The organism is [Clostridium] celerecrescens 18A, assembly GCF_002797975.1.
Classification (GTDB): Bacteria; Bacillota; Clostridia; order Lachnospirales; family Lachnospiraceae; genus Lacrimispora; species Lacrimispora celerecrescens.
On the sequence record NZ_PGET01000001.1, the window covers coordinates 1,291,283 to 1,306,828 of the forward strand.

Annotated in this window: 17 protein-coding genes and 1 tRNA gene; 12 read left to right on the forward strand and 6 right to left on the reverse strand. The window is 41.9% G+C overall.

Going from position 1 to position 15,546, the window contains the following annotated elements:
* Positions 1 to 117 precede the first annotated feature (117 nt).
* Positions 118 to 201, forward strand: a tRNA-Leu gene (locus H171_RS05990).
* Positions 202 to 297: 96 nt separating this feature from the next.
* A complete protein-coding gene (locus H171_RS05995) occupies positions 298 to 735 on the forward strand; it encodes a family 1 glycosylhydrolase (protein WP_100304327.1) in 438 nt (145 codons plus the stop codon).
* A gap of 47 nt (positions 736 to 782) precedes the next feature.
* Here H171_RS05995 and H171_RS06000 read toward each other — a convergent pair whose 3' ends face one another.
* A complete protein-coding gene (locus H171_RS06000) occupies positions 783 to 2,426 on the reverse strand; it encodes a sensor domain-containing diguanylate cyclase (RefSeq protein ID WP_100304328.1) in 1,644 nt (547 codons plus the stop codon).
* A 300-nt stretch (positions 2,427 to 2,726) separates the two neighbouring features.
* Between H171_RS06000 and H171_RS06005 the strand changes: the two genes are divergently transcribed.
* From H171_RS06005 to H171_RS06030, 6 genes are read left to right on the forward strand one after another with little or no spacing between them, the layout of a single operon-like run.
* Positions 2,727 to 3,713, forward strand: coding sequence for a winged helix-turn-helix transcriptional regulator (locus H171_RS06005; protein WP_100304329.1), 987 nt, complete (start codon positions 2,727 to 2,729; stop codon positions 3,711 to 3,713).
* A 47-nt stretch (positions 3,714 to 3,760) separates the two neighbouring features.
* Complete coding sequence (locus H171_RS06010) at positions 3,761 to 4,456, forward strand: hypothetical protein (RefSeq protein ID WP_100304330.1); 696 nt, start codon at positions 3,761 to 3,763, stop codon at positions 4,454 to 4,456.
* 32 nt (positions 4,457 to 4,488) lie between these two features.
* Complete coding sequence (locus H171_RS06015; RefSeq protein ID WP_100304331.1) at positions 4,489 to 5,790, forward strand: C4-dicarboxylate ABC transporter; 1,302 nt, start codon at positions 4,489 to 4,491, stop codon at positions 5,788 to 5,790.
* A gap of 24 nt (positions 5,791 to 5,814) precedes the next feature.
* Positions 5,815 to 7,968: a hydantoinase/oxoprolinase family protein gene (locus tag H171_RS06020; RefSeq protein ID WP_100304332.1), complete on the forward strand. Its 2,154-nt coding sequence runs from the start codon at positions 5,815 to 5,817 to the stop codon at positions 7,966 to 7,968.
* Positions 7,969 to 7,993: 25 nt separating this feature from the next.
* Positions 7,994 to 8,563 (forward strand): hypothetical protein, encoded by a 570-nt coding sequence (locus tag H171_RS06025; protein ID WP_100304333.1) that lies wholly within the window; start codon positions 7,994 to 7,996, stop codon positions 8,561 to 8,563.
* Positions 8,541 to 9,902 (forward strand): FAD-dependent oxidoreductase, encoded by a 1,362-nt coding sequence (locus H171_RS06030; RefSeq protein WP_100304334.1) that lies wholly within the window; start codon positions 8,541 to 8,543, stop codon positions 9,900 to 9,902. Before H171_RS06025 ends, H171_RS06030 begins: the two co-directional genes overlap by 23 nt.
* A gap of 29 nt (positions 9,903 to 9,931) precedes the next feature.
* On the opposite strand, the gene H171_RS06035 is transcribed toward H171_RS06030, so the two are convergent.
* The 5 genes from H171_RS06035 to H171_RS06050 all read right to left on the reverse strand — a co-directional run bounded on the left by H171_RS06035 (position 9,932) and on the right by H171_RS06050 (position 14,281).
* Positions 9,932 to 11,149 carry a 6-phosphofructokinase gene (locus H171_RS06035; protein ID WP_100304335.1) on the reverse strand — a complete coding sequence of 406 codons (1,218 nt, stop codon included), beginning with the start codon at positions 11,147 to 11,149 and terminating at the stop codon, positions 9,932 to 9,934.
* 445 nt (positions 11,150 to 11,594) lie between these two features.
* Positions 11,595 to 12,857 carry a tyrosine-type recombinase/integrase gene (locus tag H171_RS06040; RefSeq protein ID WP_100304336.1) on the reverse strand — a complete coding sequence of 421 codons (1,263 nt, stop codon included), beginning with the start codon at positions 12,855 to 12,857 and terminating at the stop codon, positions 11,595 to 11,597.
* A 155-nt stretch (positions 12,858 to 13,012) separates the two neighbouring features.
* Entirely contained in the window at positions 13,013 to 13,189 is a 177-nt protein-coding gene (locus H171_RS24075) for a hypothetical protein (RefSeq protein ID WP_157803124.1), read from the reverse strand.
* Positions 13,190 to 13,301: 112 nt separating this feature from the next.
* A complete protein-coding gene (locus tag H171_RS06045) occupies positions 13,302 to 13,955 on the reverse strand; it encodes an ImmA/IrrE family metallo-endopeptidase (RefSeq protein WP_100304337.1) in 654 nt (217 codons plus the stop codon).
* Between the two features lie 11 nt (positions 13,956 to 13,966).
* Positions 13,967 to 14,281, reverse strand: coding sequence for a helix-turn-helix domain-containing protein (locus H171_RS06050; RefSeq protein WP_100304338.1), 315 nt, complete (start codon positions 14,279 to 14,281; stop codon positions 13,967 to 13,969).
* Between the two features lie 168 nt (positions 14,282 to 14,449).
* Between H171_RS06050 and H171_RS06055 the strand changes: the two genes are divergently transcribed.
* From H171_RS06055 to H171_RS06065, 4 genes are all read left to right on the forward strand, one after another.
* Positions 14,450 to 14,659: a helix-turn-helix transcriptional regulator gene (locus H171_RS06055; RefSeq protein ID WP_100304339.1), complete on the forward strand. Its 210-nt coding sequence runs from the start codon at positions 14,450 to 14,452 to the stop codon at positions 14,657 to 14,659.
* Positions 14,660 to 14,763: 104 nt separating this feature from the next.
* Positions 14,764 to 14,982 (forward strand): hypothetical protein, encoded by a 219-nt coding sequence (locus H171_RS06060; protein WP_100304340.1) that lies wholly within the window; start codon positions 14,764 to 14,766, stop codon positions 14,980 to 14,982.
* 7 nt (positions 14,983 to 14,989) lie between these two features.
* On the forward strand, positions 14,990 to 15,130 hold the full coding sequence (locus tag H171_RS24080) for a hypothetical protein (RefSeq protein ID WP_157803125.1): 141 nt from the start codon (positions 14,990 to 14,992) through the stop codon (positions 15,128 to 15,130).
* Positions 15,131 to 15,256: 126 nt separating this feature from the next.
* Positions 15,257 to 15,532, forward strand: a complete 276-nt coding sequence (locus H171_RS06065) for a hypothetical protein (protein WP_100304341.1) — start codon at positions 15,257 to 15,259, stop codon at positions 15,530 to 15,532.
* Positions 15,533 to 15,546: the final 14 nt, after the last annotated feature.

Here is a 15,546-nt window from a genome sequence, read left to right on the forward strand (position 1 = left end):
TGCCATTTTCACTGGAATATTCTTTGCCGAAAAGAAAATAAAAAAGTACTTGATTATTTGCTAAAAGTATAGTATTATAATTGTACGAATTGAATTACCAATTCGAACAATTAAAAGGCAGAAGTGGCGGAATTGGCAGACGCGCACGGTTCAGGTCCGTGTGGTAGCAATACCTTGAGGGTTCAAGTCCCTTCTTCTGCATGGCTATACTTAATGTCCTGTGGAGAACACCACAGGACATTTTTTGTACGATCCTGTGATTAATTATTAATTTTGGGTTGACAATAATTTTAATTACTGGCATCAAATACATCAGATTTTATTTCTTTTAGCTTTTATAATACTTATGTTGCTAAGTACGATGATACAGGAACCCGTGTATCCGGAAACCTGGTTGATAGCGAGCCCAATCCATATTTAAAGACAACAGAGTGGAACTGGCCCATCGATCCCCTTGGATTTCGAATTACACTGAATCGATTGTATGATAAATATCAAGTACCGCTTTTTGTAGCGGAAAATGGACTTGGTGCAAATGATAAATTAGAAGAGTCCGGATATGTGCATGATACCTATCGCATTGAGTTTCTGCGTGAGCATGTTGCTGCGATGAAAGAAGCGGTAAAAGACGGTGTGGAGATATTCGGGTACACTGTTTGGACCGCAATTGATTTAGTAAGTTGCGGTACAGTTCAAATCAACCGGATCTTCATAATCCGCTTGGCTGCTTATTAAAAAAGGGTGCTGTTAAATCAATGATTGATCTGCAGCACCCTGAACTTTTATAATTTTGCCATACTCATACCAGGTTCATAAACCGCATACTGGCTGCGGCCGTGTTTCTTCGCGTGATAAAGAGCAATGTCAGCCTTTTCATATAATTCCTCAAATACAGTACCGTCTTCCGGATAGGCGGCTGTTCCCAGACTGCCGGAAATATGTGCTTCCGGTTCCAGAGCACTGCCTATGAGACTGCATAAATTTTCCAGACGAGCGTACAAATCCATGCTGTATGCCACATCTTTCAATAATATGATGAACTCATCGCCTCCCAGCCGTCCGAAGATGTCATCGCGCCTTAAAGCGGATTTAAGTCTTGAAGCGGCGCGGTGGAGGGCCTTATCCCCAAACTGATGGCCGTAATTATCATTCAGTTGCTTGAAACGGTCAATATCCAGCATAATTAGGATGTGATGTCCCTGGCTGTTTTTTAATGTATTGCGGATTGCATGTATGGCAGTTGCTCTGTTAAGCAGCCCGGTAAGGGAATCCTGTTTGGAAAGCTCCTGAAGATTCAGGGCCTCTCGTTTGGAAGCATCAATATCCTTAATGAGAATAAATGCCTTAATCGTATCAGTATAAGGATCGGAAACAATCTGCACCATGCCAAGTCCCCAGTAGACGGTGGAATCAGGGCGTATACGCCGGTGTTCCAGCCGTAAAGACCGGTTCCCCCGATAGTAGTGGTAGAGCAATTGGTTTTTATTGAAGAATTTTAGAAACATCTCCCGGTCTTCTTCAAAAATATGATTCTCTGCTATGTAGGTCATAATGCTGGAAAATGAATTGGAGACATATTCCGGCATGGTCTGAGTCATTTCTCCAATGATTTCTTCAAATAAGTCGAATTTTAAATTATATTCGTAATAGCCGATACAGTCCTTTTTCTGTTCACGCATGTATTCCATCCACTTTTGATAAGCCAGTTCTTTTTCATATTGATCCGTAATATCCTGGTAGGATATGATTCCCCTGAGAGGTTTTTGCTCCTCAGTGCACACCAGGGAATATTGTGAGGAAAACCAATGATAATCTCCGGAACATATTTTCAGGCGTGTGATGCACTTTCCCTCGGGTATCCCCTTTTCCATGTCATCATAAAATTCCAGAAAATCGGTGACGCTTTCCTTATGCACAATGCCGTTTTCAATAAGGAATTCGGGGGAGAGCGGCTGGGTGTAGGGAAAGGGGAAAGTTCTGGAAAATTCAGGCGATGGAGATAGGGTTCTGGAAGGGATGTCATAGATGCTTACAAGGCAGCCCGAATGCCGGCTTGCCAGCCGGTATTGTTCTTCACGGATCCGTAAGTGTTCCTGGAATTTTTTCATACATGTGATATCGGAGATAGCACAGTACATAAGTTCCTCCTCAGGGATGTAATTCAATTGTAAGGAACACCAGATGCAGCTTTTTTGTATTTTTGCTTTGAATTCTAATTCAAAACTGGCTGCTTCGCCCGTCAGGTGGCTGCGTATTTCCGCAAGCAGCTCCGGATATTCTGATTCACATACCATGTCCTGAAGTGAAGCAGGCGTTTGAAATAGTGCTTTAATCGCCTGATTGGAGTAAAGAATGGTAAGATCATCATCAGTTTTAAGCTTCAGTATGCCGCAAGGAATGCGGTCTAAAAAAGTTTCTCCGTTCATTTTCACTTTCTCCCATAAGTGCTATGAAAATAGAAATTGGCCTTATATAGAATATATGATGCATGTTGTCAAAAAATGCACAAAAAGATATAAATATAGAAAATATTTTTAAATAGATGAATTACGGTTTATGGTCACAAAATATTGGAGGATTTTGACAAAAACGAAAAATAAATTCGTGCACATTGCTTAAAATGAAAGAGATAGATAAGATTCGATTGACAATTTGTTACAATTGATATATTTTTAAAACAGAACTTATTTCGGAGACCGAAAAAAGAAGGAAGGCGTTGTACAAATATGAAAAAAAGCGGTTTACAGGACATGAAAAGGGAAAATTTGCGATTGATCATGAATGTAATTTTAGAAAAGGAAACGGTTTCCCGTATAGAATTATCCGAGATCATAGGGCTTTCACCGAGTACGGTTTCATCACTGACATCGGAATTAATAGAAAAAGGCTGGATCGTGGAAAATGGTGTGACCACATCTACTGGCGGCAGAAAAAGGATCGAATTATCGGTTAATAACAGCAAAGGATATATCGCAATATTGGAAATTGGCTGGAGAAGAGCCGTTTTACATTTTTTAGATCTGGCACTTGAAAAAAAGCATAGCGTTCTGATATCTGATTATTACATTACCGGCAATGAACTGCTTGAAAAGGTCGCCCATTGCATAAAGGAGGATGCGGAGAATTTTTGCAATGGGAAATTGTCCGGAATCGGGCTTTTGTTCCAGGAGGATATGAGTCCCAGCGATTTTAATGTCATGTATTCCACCTCTTTGTCTTCTGCCAGCATATCATTTTGCGAAGCGGTGAAAACCCAGTTTAAAGTACCCGTCATGGAAGAATATTCTCAGGTTTATTCCTTCCGGCAAATCATGAAAAAAGAAGAGAGTACGAACAGTGCACACATTGAGATTGGAAAAAAAATCTTTGTTTCCATAACCTCCAATGGGACGTTTCTTGATATGACGGAGGGTAAGAAAGCGGATATGACCCCCTTCGTTGAAAATACAGGTAAAAAAATGACCGCAGACAAACTTTCTGAAGGAATTGTAAATATATTGCAGATGATCTGCATGATGTTTCCCATCGAAAACGTATATCTGTCAGGCAGGCTGGACGAGGGAGACCGTCTGGCAGAATGCGTAAGCGGACAGTTAAAGAAAAGCCATTTATTAAAACACGCTGTTGAAGTCAAGGCAATAAAGCCTGTGATTAACCATATGGAAACAGATTTAGGTAAGAGAGTACTGAAAAAAGTAATTTGTGAAATGTAGCCATCCGGACGGCCGCCGGATGACTGCATTTCAGAGAGGAGATGTTAATGGATTTTAAAGAAGTGGTAAATGAAAACAGATTTACGCTGGTGGTCAGCCTGCCGGAAAACAATCTGGAACTGGCCAGGGCCGCATTGGAAGGAGGTGCCCAGGCAATTAAAGTTCATGCAAATGTATGGCACCGTGCAAGCGGCCATACATTCGGAACTTATGAAGAGAACAGGCAGTTCCTGAAAGAATTGATTGCACTATGCAAGGATGTGCCGGTTGGGCTTGTACCCGGAGGAGAAGATGCATTTATTACAAGGGAAGAAAGGCTGGAAGTGGAACAAATGGGGCTTCGGTTCTTTTCCTCCTACATTCATCATCTGCCGTGTCATATGATGGAGAGCCGGGTGTTGACAAAAATGGCTGCTATTGATGATACGTATGATCAGAATACGCTGGAAGCAGTCCGGCAGTCCGGCATTGATATCCTGGAATGCAGCATTCAGCCGGGAGCACGCTACGGGACTCCGCTTAATTATGCAGATATTTTACGATATTCCCATATATCAGCTAAGGCAGGGAAGCCGACTTTGATTCCTACCCAGAAGAAGATTTACCCGGAGGAAGTAAAGCATCTTTATGAAGCCGGCTGCAAAGCCGTCATGATCGGAGCCATAGTCATGGGAAAGGAACCGTCTGCAGAACAGGTAAAAAAAGTAACCGGACAGTTCCGGAATGCGGTAGATAAATTATAAACACCATATATTTGAAAAATGGAGGATTTCGTATGTTACAGGGAACATGTATCATCATTGCTTTTCTAGTTATTGCAGCTTTTATGATGGCAAAAAAACTGCCTACTTTGCTTGCTCTTCCCTTTTTGGCGGTTGTCATCTGCGTGATTGCAGGAGTTCCGGCAGTGGGAGTGAATGGAGAAGGGGCTCAGATTGGCTGGCTTTCTACTGTTTTAGAAGCCGGTACTGTCAGAATGGGATCTGCTATTATGGCAGTTATCTTCGGTGCCTGGTTAGGACAGCTGATGAATAAGACTGGAGTGACCGAAAATATCATCAAAAAAAGTGCAGAGCTGGGCGGCGACAGGCCGTTAATTGTTACCCTGATCATGGTAACGGCAGTTGCACTCTTGTTTACTACTTTAAACGGATTGGGTTCTGTTATTATGGTGGGAACCATTGTTTTGCCCATATTGATTTCTGTGGGTGTTCCGGCCGTCAGCGCTGCCAGTATCTTTTTAATGGCATTTGCAGTGGGACTGAGTTTTAATATTGCAAACTGGACATCATTTTCCAGCATTTTCGGATTGGAAATTGATAAAATAAAAGGGTTTGAAATCTATATGCTGGCTGTGACACTGATTGCAACCATAATCCTGATATTTGTGGAATTCAAAAAGAATGGAGTAAAGTTTGCTTTTTCCGCACCTGTTTCAGATCAGATCCAGACAAAGCAGTTAAGAGGAACAGCCGGTGGGCTTGCCATGATCACTCCACTTGTTCCCATCATTCTGGTAGCGTTTTTAAAGATACCCGTTGTTCCTTCCTTTTTGGCAGGTATCTTCTGGATTCTGCTGTTTACCTCCAAAAGCTTTTCCAAAGCCATGAATCTGCTTGTAAAAACCTGTTATGACGGAATTACTGATGCAGCGCCTGCAATCATCTTAATGGTGGGCATTGGAATCTTGTATCTAGCAGTGACTCACGCCATGGTAAAGGAAGTGCTGAACCCGTTTTTACTTGCCGTAATCCCAACTTCTAAAGTCGGATACATAATCTTTTTTTCCATCCTGGCACCATTATCCCTATACAGAGGTCCTATGAATCTGTTTGGACTGGGTTCCGGAATTGCAGCCCTGGTGATCGGACTTGGCACACTGAATCCGCAGGCTGTTATGGGGGCATTTCTTTCCGCTGAAAGGATTCAGGGCTGTGGGGATCCTACCAATACACAAAACGTCTGGACGGCTAATTTCGCCGAGGTCGACGTTAATACTATTACTAAAAAACTATTGCCCTATCTTTGGACGATTTCCGTGATCGGTGTAATCATCTCGGCATTCATATACTTTTAAGTAATCGACAGGAGAATTTATTTTATGAAAGTACGCATTGGGATTGATGTGGGCGGTACCTTTACGGATGCCGCTGCCATTGATAATGAAACTTTTGAATTAATAGGAGTGGTGAAAACTCCTACTACCCACAATTCCAGGCAGGGGGTGGCAGAAGGAATTGTTCAGGCGCTGCAGCGCATTATGGAGGATTGTCATATTAATCCAGATGACGTTGTTTTTATCGCTCACGGTACGACTCAGGCAACCAATGCACTTCTGGAAGGAGATGTGGCTCCGGTTGGAATTGTAACGCTTGGAAGCGGTTTGCAGGGGGCAAAAAGCAGGTCGGATACCAACATCAGCAATATAGAACTGGCAGCCGGTAAATTTTTGGAAAGCCAGAACGAATATGTGGACACATCGGATAAGGACAGTCTGGGAAGCAGGATCGTGGACGCCATCCGCACTTTAAGAGAACGAGGGACTTCCAGCATTGTAGCAGCAGAGGCTTTCAGTGTGGATGATCCGTATCATGAGAATCTGGCTCTGGAAAAATGCAAGGAAATGAATATCCCGGGCACGGCTACCAATGAAATATCAAAGCTATACGGTCTGAAAATAAGAACCAGGACGGCCGTAGTGAATGCCAGCATTATGCCTAAGATGCTTGAGGCGGCGACTATGACAGAAACGAGCATCATAGAGGCTGGAATCAAAAACCCTCTGATGGTAATGCGCTGCGATGGAGGCGTTATGACTGTGGATGAGGTAAGAAACCGGCCGATTATGACAATTCTCTCGGGTCCGGCAGCCGGTGTAGCCGGTGCTCTGATGTATGAAAAGCTGACGGATGGTCTGTTTTTTGAAGTCGGCGGCACCTCTACGGATATATCCTGCGTAAAGGATGGCAAGGTTATGATCCAATATGCAGAAGTGGGAGGACATAAAACCTATTTAAGCAGTCTTGATGTAAGAACCGTGGGCATCGGCGGGGGGAGCATGGTACAGATAAAGGATGGCAAAGCTGTTAACATGGGGCCGCGAAGCGCTCATATTGCCGGTTTGGATTATGAAGTTTATACCGATGCCGGCCTTATTAAAAATCCAAGGCTTATGACGGTCAGGCCCGTACCTTCTGATCCGGAATATGCGGTTATTGAATGTGACAATGGAGTACGGGTGACCCTCACCATGGCGGGAGCCGCTAACATAGCCGGTTACGTCAGGCCGGAGGACTATTCCTATGGGAATGTGGAAGCAGCAAGGAAAGCCTGGAAGCCATTGGCAGATCAAATGGGCTGCACCGTAGAAGAGGCGGCAGAAAAGGCTATGGCATTCGCAGCAGCCAAGAATGCAAAGGTTGCAGAACAGCTTATAAAGGACTATAAAATGCGGCCGGAACAGACCGTATTTGTAGGAGGCGGAGGCGGAGCGGCCAGTGTGGTTCCCCATCTTGCAAAGACTATGAAGCATAAATACAGGATCGCAGGCAATGCCGCGGTGATTTCTACCATTGGTGTCGCTCTTGCCATGGTACGGGACATGGTGGAACGAACGGTGTCAAGTCCCTCACAGGAAGATATTTTAAGCATTCGCAGGGAAGTGGAACAGAAAGCAATCCAGAGCGGAGCAGCGCCCGGGACCATTGAAGTTCATGTAGAAGTGGATACGCAAAAAAACCTTTTAAGGGCAATTGCTGTAGGTGCCACGGAAATGAGAAGTAAGGTTCTGGGTAATACAAAACTGACGGTTGAACAGCTTCTTAAGATTTGTGCCGAAAATATGGTTGGGAATCCAGGAGAGTTATCCATAACCGCTCAAAACGGAGTGATGTATGCCGTGCAGTCCCAGAGGCTGGAAAAGAAATTTCTGGGATTGGTGAAAAAGAAAACAACTCCCCTGCGTTTGATTGATGAAGAAGGCGTGATCCGTCTTCAGAAAAGCAATGCCCTGGTTTCAGAGGTGAAGATTGCGGACTGGGAAACAAAAATCGAATGGTATTTGGAAGAGCTGACAGTGTTTAATGACGGCGGTGCCAATCTGCCCAATATTTATCTGGTATCAGGGAAACGGATCATTGATTTATCCGGACTCCAGAGCAAAGCGCAAATTTGTGCACTGGGAAATGCGGAACTGACAGGTTTTGGCAATGATGAAAATATCCTGATCATTGCAACCGGCCGGACAGAAGGATAAATGTGGATAAGGTGGTGATTGGATTTTGAATACGGGTTCCATGCCGTTTCCGGGAAAGGAATTGGCACAGGATGAATTAAGCCGTGACAGCTGCTATCATAAAATCCGGTCTGAGGACAGAAAAAGGATTACAGACCGGGCGTGGCAAAAGGGAGAAGCGGCAGCAGAAATGATTTTTATGCGATATAATGGGGAAAAGGACTTTTTTAGAATTGTATCAGAAAGCGGCTTAACCTGCGAGAAAGTGGATGCCGATTATGTTGTGGGAAACCAGAGATATTTCAGTGATTATCTGACAGGACAGAAGAGGATCCATCTTTATTTGAAATCCATATCACTTTGGGCAAAAGAAAACAAAATGGAAATGGCGGAAGCTATGAACCTGATTTTAAGCCATGAATATTACCATTATCTTGAATGGAGTGAACTGGGATTTACGAGTAAAGAATATCTGGTGCCAATGCTAAGGATAGGCAGTCTGAAAATCGGACGGACCGGGATACGGGCACTATCGGAAATCGGTGCTCATGCCTTTGCCTGCCGCTATGAACAGCTGATAAAGGAGGAGAGATATGCAACAGAACTTAAACTATGATGTGGTCATTATTGGAGGAGGGCCTGCCGGTACTGTAGCCGCAATCGCCAGTGCCAGATCCGGTGCCAGGACTCTTTTGGTAGAGCAGAATGGATATCTGGGCGGTATGCTTACTGCGGCCGGAACGGGTCCCCAGATGACATTCCATGCTGGAAGTATGCAAGTCGTGCAGGGAATTGCTGAGGAAATTGTAGCGCGTATGGTAAAAGAAGGCTTTTCTCCAGGCCATATGGAGGACTTTGTGGGGTATGCCAGTTCCGTAACCCCGTTTGATGCAGAGGGAATGAAACTGATTCTTGAGACCATGGTAAAAGAGGCTGGAGCTGATCTGCTCTATCATACCGTCTATACAGGCTGTGAATGGGAGGACCGCAAGATCCGCAAGGTACATCTGTATGCAAAACAGGGGTTCTTTGATGTATCCGCATCCGTGTTCATTGATGCATCAGCAGACGGGGATCTGGCCACCCATGCAGGAATCGGAAGTGTTTACGGCAGAGAGGAGGATCATCTGGCTCAGCCCATGACAATGAATGTCAAGGTATGCAATGTGGATCGGAATAAGATGATCGAATACATAAAGAAGAACTCTGATGATATGCTTGAGACCATTCCATTCGAACGTCTGCAGCTGATTCCCAGAAGCGGCATGCAAGGGGCTTATTCTGTTATCAGTAAGGCAAAGGATAAGGGGGAATTCCCGATTGACAGAGATATGGTACTTTGCTTTGAAACCAATAATTCCGGAGAATATATCCTTAACATGTCCCGAATCATTAAAAAAAGCGCTCTGGATTCTTTTGATTTAACGGAAGCAGAGATAGAGGGCAGAAAACAGGCACATGCCATAGTTGCATTTATGAGAAGATACATCCCTGGATTTGAAAATGCGGTTATCGTTACCACAGGACCGCATATCGGGATACGGGAAAGCCGTAAGATAAACGGCGCTTATCGGTTAACTGCCTCCGATTTATTAGAGAACAAAATGTTTGAAGATGCCATTGCCATGGGCGGATATCCCATCGACATCCATTCTCCTGATGGAGGAACAATGGAGCATCATTATTTAAAGAAAGGTAGCTGGTACTCCATCCCATACCGTTGTTTGTATACAAATGAACTGGATAATCTTCTGGTAGCCGGGCGATGCATCAGTGCGACTCATGAAGCCTGTGCTGCGGTCCGCGTAACACCCATACTGATGGCGATCAGTGAAGGGGCCGGTACTGCGGCAGCGATTGCGGCAAAACAGGGAGTTGGGGTTGCCGCAATCGACGTAGCACAGCTTCAGAATCTTTTAAAGGATCATGGCGCTTTTCTTGAGCCATATAATTGAATTTTTAGATCCGGAAAAGCGGACAATAATTATTTCCGGTACAGGTACACGGGTCGGCCGCTTTCCATCTTTCTTTGAGGCTCACCCTGGATCAGCGGTATGGCATATTCCAGAAATTCTGAGGAGATATCCGTGCCATTGCCGCAGATCCACTGGGCAGGGAACAGCTTTTCCTGATTACATACCTCATTGACATCAACGGTGATGCATTCCATGGAATAAGGGGAATTTCCTGTGCGTTGAAAGGCGACCATTCTTCCGGTAATACCTTTTAACGCTGCCTTTACTCCTTCTGATCCCGCCTGCACGGATTCTTCTATATCGGTTGCAGAAGCAAGCATGCCGCTGCAGCGCTGGTTTACATTCAGTTCAATGGACCGGACCTTTACACCAAAACGGTCACGTACAAAATTCTCCAGCATTTTTCCGCTTCCGGTCAGCATTTTATGACCAAAGGTGTCCAAACGGACTTCATCCGCGTATTCGCAGATAAATTTGCCCTGGGAGTCAGAGAGTCCTTCTGAGATGCAGATAATAACGGAATTGTGATTGTTAAGTGCTGCTTTTACATCCGATGCGAACTGCTCAAATTCAAAATCCGTTTCAGGAAGATAGATAAGCAGGGGATTATCGCCATCAAATTTTCTGGCCAACGCACTGGCAGCAGTAAGCCAGCCGGCATGACGTCCCATCAGCTCTATGATGGTGACGGACTTTTGCTGGTAAACAGAAGAATCCAGAACGATTTCGCGGACAGTATCAGCCACATATTTGGCAGCACTGCCGTATCCGGGAGTATGATCCGTTAATATCAAGTCGTTGTCAATGGTTTTGGGAATTCCAATAAAACGGATAGGGCTTCCATGACGGGCGGCGTAGCGGGAAAGCTTACTTACCGTATCCATGGAATCATTACCGCCAATATAGAAGAAATATCCGATATCCATAGCTCGGAATTTTTCAAAAAGAGCCGGATAAAAGGGAGAAGACAGATCGTCAGGGAGTTTATAGCGGCAGGAACCTAAATAAGCAGCAGGTGTTAATTTCAAAAGCTCCAGCTCATCTTCTGTCAGGTTACCTGTTAAATCCATATAATTACCGGACATGAAGCCTTCTATGCCATTGAGCATTCCGTAAACCCTTCCGATTTCGGCCTGGGCCATTCCTTCCTTGATGACGCCGTAAAGGCTTGCGTTGATCACAGCGGTTGGTCCGCCGGATTGTCCTACGATTGCATTTTTCTTCATGTAATAATATCCTCCAAGTTTGCATATGCCATGGGCACCTTCCCTATTCTATAATAGAAAGAGTTTCTTTGCAACTGGGAAATATTTGGCCCATAAAAGGGAGGAGCCGGTGAAATGTGACTTTCACCGGCCAGTTATGAAAAAAAGTTTTATTTTTAACAAGTTTGGAGTTCCTCTTGTTACTGTCTTCATTATATAAGACATATGTGAAAAAAGTTTGTAGAAGTTGTAAATAAATTTTGTACGTCTTGTGAAAAAACTGTGAATGAATGGTGTTGGCTTTTTATAAATGCTTGTAGACGATTTATGCAACTGTAGCTGATTATAATTGAATAATTATGAAATAAAGGTATTATAAAATCACATTGATAGTAACATACTATGCAACAAACTATACAACACTATGCAACAAACTATACAACACTATACAACAAACTATACAACACTATAAAATCTTCTCTATTTCAGTTCTAAACCATTCAATATCCATGTGGGTATAAACTCTATCTGTTAAATCTTTTATGGAATGTCCCATGAATTTTTTCCTGGCGTATTCATCGACTCCATATTCTTTTGCAAATGTTGAAAAAGTATGTCTGCCATCATGTAGAACATGACCTAAAATGCCAAGTTCGGATTCTTTCTTCAACAGAGAGTTTCTGAATGAATTTTCAATATATCTATACGAACCGTGAAATTTTTGAGTTCTTCCAAATAACATAGGCCTACCAATATCAATGGCTTCATGGTAATACTTATGAATTATTGGTAACACCTTAGGATGAATGGGAACTGTTCTATTAATACCATTGATAGTTTTTACTCCACCTGTATATGTCCTGTTTTCTAGATCAATGTTATTTACTGCAAGAGTAATGACCTCGCCTGGACGCCAGCCAGAGTAACATTGAACAATAGTCATGTCAATGAAAATGTCGCCGCTATTGTCCCAGAGAATTGCTAACTCATCTTTAGTGTATGGCCGGCCCTCTCTGGATTTTTGAACGTTCCCTTTGTTTGTGTTTATTGTAAACGTCCGAGCATAGTTTTCGGTTACAATTCGTCGGAAGACAGCATAATCAAAAAGAAGATTATATAAAGCTTTAATATTGCCTTTTATTATATATGTGGCAGCAATCTTTCTACCAGCCTCGCTCCCTCTTTCGCCAATCTTGTACGCATTCTTAATATGTTCTTCGATAATAGGTGGTAAAAAGTCGACAACTTTGATGTTGTAAGCTGGTCCGCAATACTTAAAAGCGGCATCATACGATTTACGCCTATTATCATCCAAGTTATTATCTGATATGTACTTTGGTAACCATGCATCATATAATTCTTTGACAGTTAAATCGTTTTTTAAATCATACGGATTCTCTTTATATCTCATGATTGCTTTATATGCATCTATTTTTTCGGAAAAAGATCCAAGGAAATCATAAATGTAATAGCTTTTCCCTGTATCCTCATTAAGCGTTAATTTAGGATTAACCATTGCAGCGAAAGGCTGGCGCCGATTTCCGGTGAGTGTTTTAATGGTACCATATCCATTTGGTAAACGCATTAATGATTGCTTATCTGATTTTTTAGGCCGGCCCCGTTTGCTTGTAGATTGTTTATGCGGTAAAAGAGGGTATCCGCAATGTGGACAAGCTGTTGCCTGTGTACTAATTTGCCCTTTGCATTCAGGACATTTCTTTAAAGACATAATATCATCCTTTCTAAAAAAGAGTATAAAAATAGCACTATACCGGTTTACAGTTTAGTGCCGGGATGGTACAATGTCTTTGTAAGAGAAGTGTATCGGCACAGCCGGTATAATCTTTGTGAAGCCGTTCGGTGTTGGTAGCGCCGGGCGGTTTTTTAAATTTTTTGTTCCCAGACTTTTCCGCATTTATTACACATGAATTTTTGCTTTCCAGCTGGTTTGTGATTAACAAGAGTAAAAGGTTTAAGTGGATTTAAATTCAAAGTAGTCTTTGTCTTCCCTCCAATCAATTGAACATCGGTGCTTCCACACCCCCATGCCGGGTGTGCCATTGAAGAACCTCCTTTTTATATACTCTTATAAAAGCCATAGGCTTTGATAAACATAGTATAAATCAGGTAAAGCTCCTTCACGGTAAACTGTCAATTATTGCTTAATATATACTTAGAAATTATGACCATGCAAATGATAATACTCAGCATGTTCAAAAACATATCCTTCACCCATAAGAAAAAGATGAGTACTAAAAAATTCGGAATCATCTTTATTGTTCTCAGATTCCTGCTCTGTGTGCATGGGAATATAAGAATTTTTTTTCGGGAAAAACCATTCACATATACTTTTATGTAAATTTCTTTGCGTCCAATAACAAAATGATTGATAATCCTTTGCTATTCGATTAGCAGCCATGCATGATACATAAAATGTATTATAGATATCTTTTACTGACTCACAATGTAAATATTGCATGATCGCCCTGGGAGCTAAGATATTGCTGGAGAAGAAGTCAGCTTCTTTTTCATTTTCTACGCATTCTCCAACATGATTAAGAACGATATGGGCAACTTCATGCATTAAAGTAAAACGTTGACGTTCTTTATGAGGAAACATATCATTATAAAATATTATACCTTGGAGTGTAAAAGCATCATTACTAACTAATAGACATTTTTTAACTTTAGACTCGGGGAGCTCCGAATATTTATATACAGGAATCCCTAAACCTTTGATTACCTTAAAGCAATCAATAGGAAATTTTTTTATATCACATCTCTTATATACTTCTAATGTTTTTTCAATAATTCTATATTGCTCCAAAAAATCACCCTTTACTCATCGGACAGAAGAGCCTTGATTATGTCCTGTTTTTGTTCGAGCGTGAGTTTCTTTCCGTTTCTAGCTATGAGACTTTGAATATCATCATAAGTAGGTTCATATGTAGTTTTCAGGCTGCTATCATCAAAATCATCCAAAGATAAGCCTAAAACACGAGCGATGGCTTTTAAGGTCTCAAGTTTAGGATCTCTTGTTACACCGCTTAATATTTTATTCAATGTTCCGATTGGAACGCCAGATCTTTCTGATAATTCTTCTGTGGTCAACCCTAATTTTTTTTTGTACTCATTAATCTTTTCTAATCCCATTATCTTATCCTCCCGTTCGGTAATATTTTACCGCTAAACAGTGAAAATGTCAATAACAATTTTCCATTAACGGTAAAAATTTCTAAAAAAACTGTTGACTTTTACCGTTGATGGATATATACTTGCATCATAAATAACCGTTAACGGTAAAACAAAGGAGGCGATTAAATGTATTATCGACTGAGAAATGAAATTGACAGAAGAGGATATACAATAGAAAAATTTGCAGCTTTAGCAAACATGTCTGAAAAAAGTCTCAGAAACAAGCTAAATGGTATAACAGATTTTTCTTGGTCGGAAGTTCTTCTGATTCGCAAATTACTTGATTCAAATTTATCTTTGGAAGAACTCTTTAAAAGGGAAGATAAAATAGCCTAACATAAGAACACACGTTCGAATGGTTATAATATACCACTTTCGTATGGACGTGTCAATGCAAAAGAGGAGATAAGTAATTTCAAATAAAGTGGAGGTGAGATACATTGAAAAAGAATCGTGTTAAAACTGCCACGGCAGCTAAGATAGTCGGTGTAGATCGGGGCTTTTTCATTGAGAAGGTTCGTATTGGGAAGTATCCGGGTATCTATGAAAAAAATGGAAAGAGAGCGAATGTAGTGGTTCTTGCCACTGATTTAGCTCAATTCCTTGGGAGAAGTATGGAAGAAATAGATGCAGCAATTGTAGAAATAGAAGGGAGGTGAAACTTGTATGAACAAATTTTTAGATGAAGAGCAGAGAGATAAAAATTCCGTATCAATTTCAGAACTAGACAAACAGATTATGTTAGGGAATTGGAGCCCGGTATGTATTAATGATGGGCGAATTGTTGGAACTGAAGAAGAGGCTTGAAAGGAGGCATTCCTATGGAGGGCAAGCGAAAAGCAGAAACCCCGGGAGCTGCAACTCCCAGGGATTCAAGGTAACTGAAAAAATATTTGTACCTCTATTATACAGAGGAGAACGGAGAAAATCAAGATGGAAGAATTATTAAAAGCAATTTTATTATCTGCCGTGGCAGATAAGGCAAAGAAAGATATGGAACAACCCGTAATTCTGGCTTTTGAAAAAGGGCAAGGGGTGGTTGGTAAAGCCACAATTAAAATCAAGGGACCAAGTTCATGTGTAATGGCTGGTTGTACCACTTTACTTACAAGTGCAATAAACACAATACACCCTGAATGTAAGACAATGCAGAAGGAAACCCTAGCAATGATTTACACACAGGTTGCAGAAAATTTGGAACTTAAATAGGAGGATAAGGAGTT

What these genes read in the sequence shown, in the direction of transcription:
- H171_RS06000 (WP_100304328.1), bottom strand. Translation starts at nt 2,426, where the DNA reads ATGAACGGAGAAACTTTTTTAGACCGCATTCCTTGCGGCATACTGAAG.
- H171_RS06005 (WP_100304329.1), top strand. Translation starts at nt 2,727, where the DNA reads ATGAAAAAAAGCGGTTTACAGGACATGAAAAGGGAAAATTTGCGATTG.
- H171_RS06010 (WP_100304330.1), top strand. Translation starts at nt 3,761, where the DNA reads ATGGATTTTAAAGAAGTGGTAAATGAAAACAGATTTACGCTGGTGGTC.
- H171_RS06015 (WP_100304331.1), top strand. Translation starts at nt 4,489, where the DNA reads ATGTTACAGGGAACATGTATCATCATTGCTTTTCTAGTTATTGCAGCT.
- H171_RS06020 (WP_100304332.1), top strand. Translation starts at nt 5,815, where the DNA reads ATGAAAGTACGCATTGGGATTGATGTGGGCGGTACCTTTACGGATGCC.
- H171_RS06030 (WP_100304334.1), top strand. Translation starts at nt 8,541, where the DNA reads ATGCAACAGAACTTAAACTATGATGTGGTCATTATTGGAGGAGGGCCT.
- H171_RS06035 (WP_100304335.1), bottom strand. Translation starts at nt 11,149, where the DNA reads ATGAAGAAAAATGCAATCGTAGGACAATCCGGCGGACCAACCGCTGTG.
- H171_RS06040 (WP_100304336.1), bottom strand. Translation starts at nt 12,857, where the DNA reads ATGTCTTTAAAGAAATGTCCTGAATGCAAAGGGCAAATTAGTACACAG.
- H171_RS24075 (WP_157803124.1), bottom strand. Translation starts at nt 13,189, where the DNA reads ATGGCACACCCGGCATGGGGGTGTGGAAGCACCGATGTTCAATTGATT.
- H171_RS06050 (WP_100304338.1), bottom strand. Translation starts at nt 14,281, where the DNA reads ATGGGATTAGAAAAGATTAATGAGTACAAAAAAAAATTAGGGTTGACC.
- H171_RS06055 (WP_100304339.1), top strand. Translation starts at nt 14,450, where the DNA reads ATGTATTATCGACTGAGAAATGAAATTGACAGAAGAGGATATACAATA.
- H171_RS24080 (WP_157803125.1), top strand. Translation starts at nt 14,990, where the DNA reads ATGAACAAATTTTTAGATGAAGAGCAGAGAGATAAAAATTCCGTATCA.
- H171_RS06065 (WP_100304341.1), top strand. Translation starts at nt 15,257, where the DNA reads ATGGAAGAATTATTAAAAGCAATTTTATTATCTGCCGTGGCAGATAAG.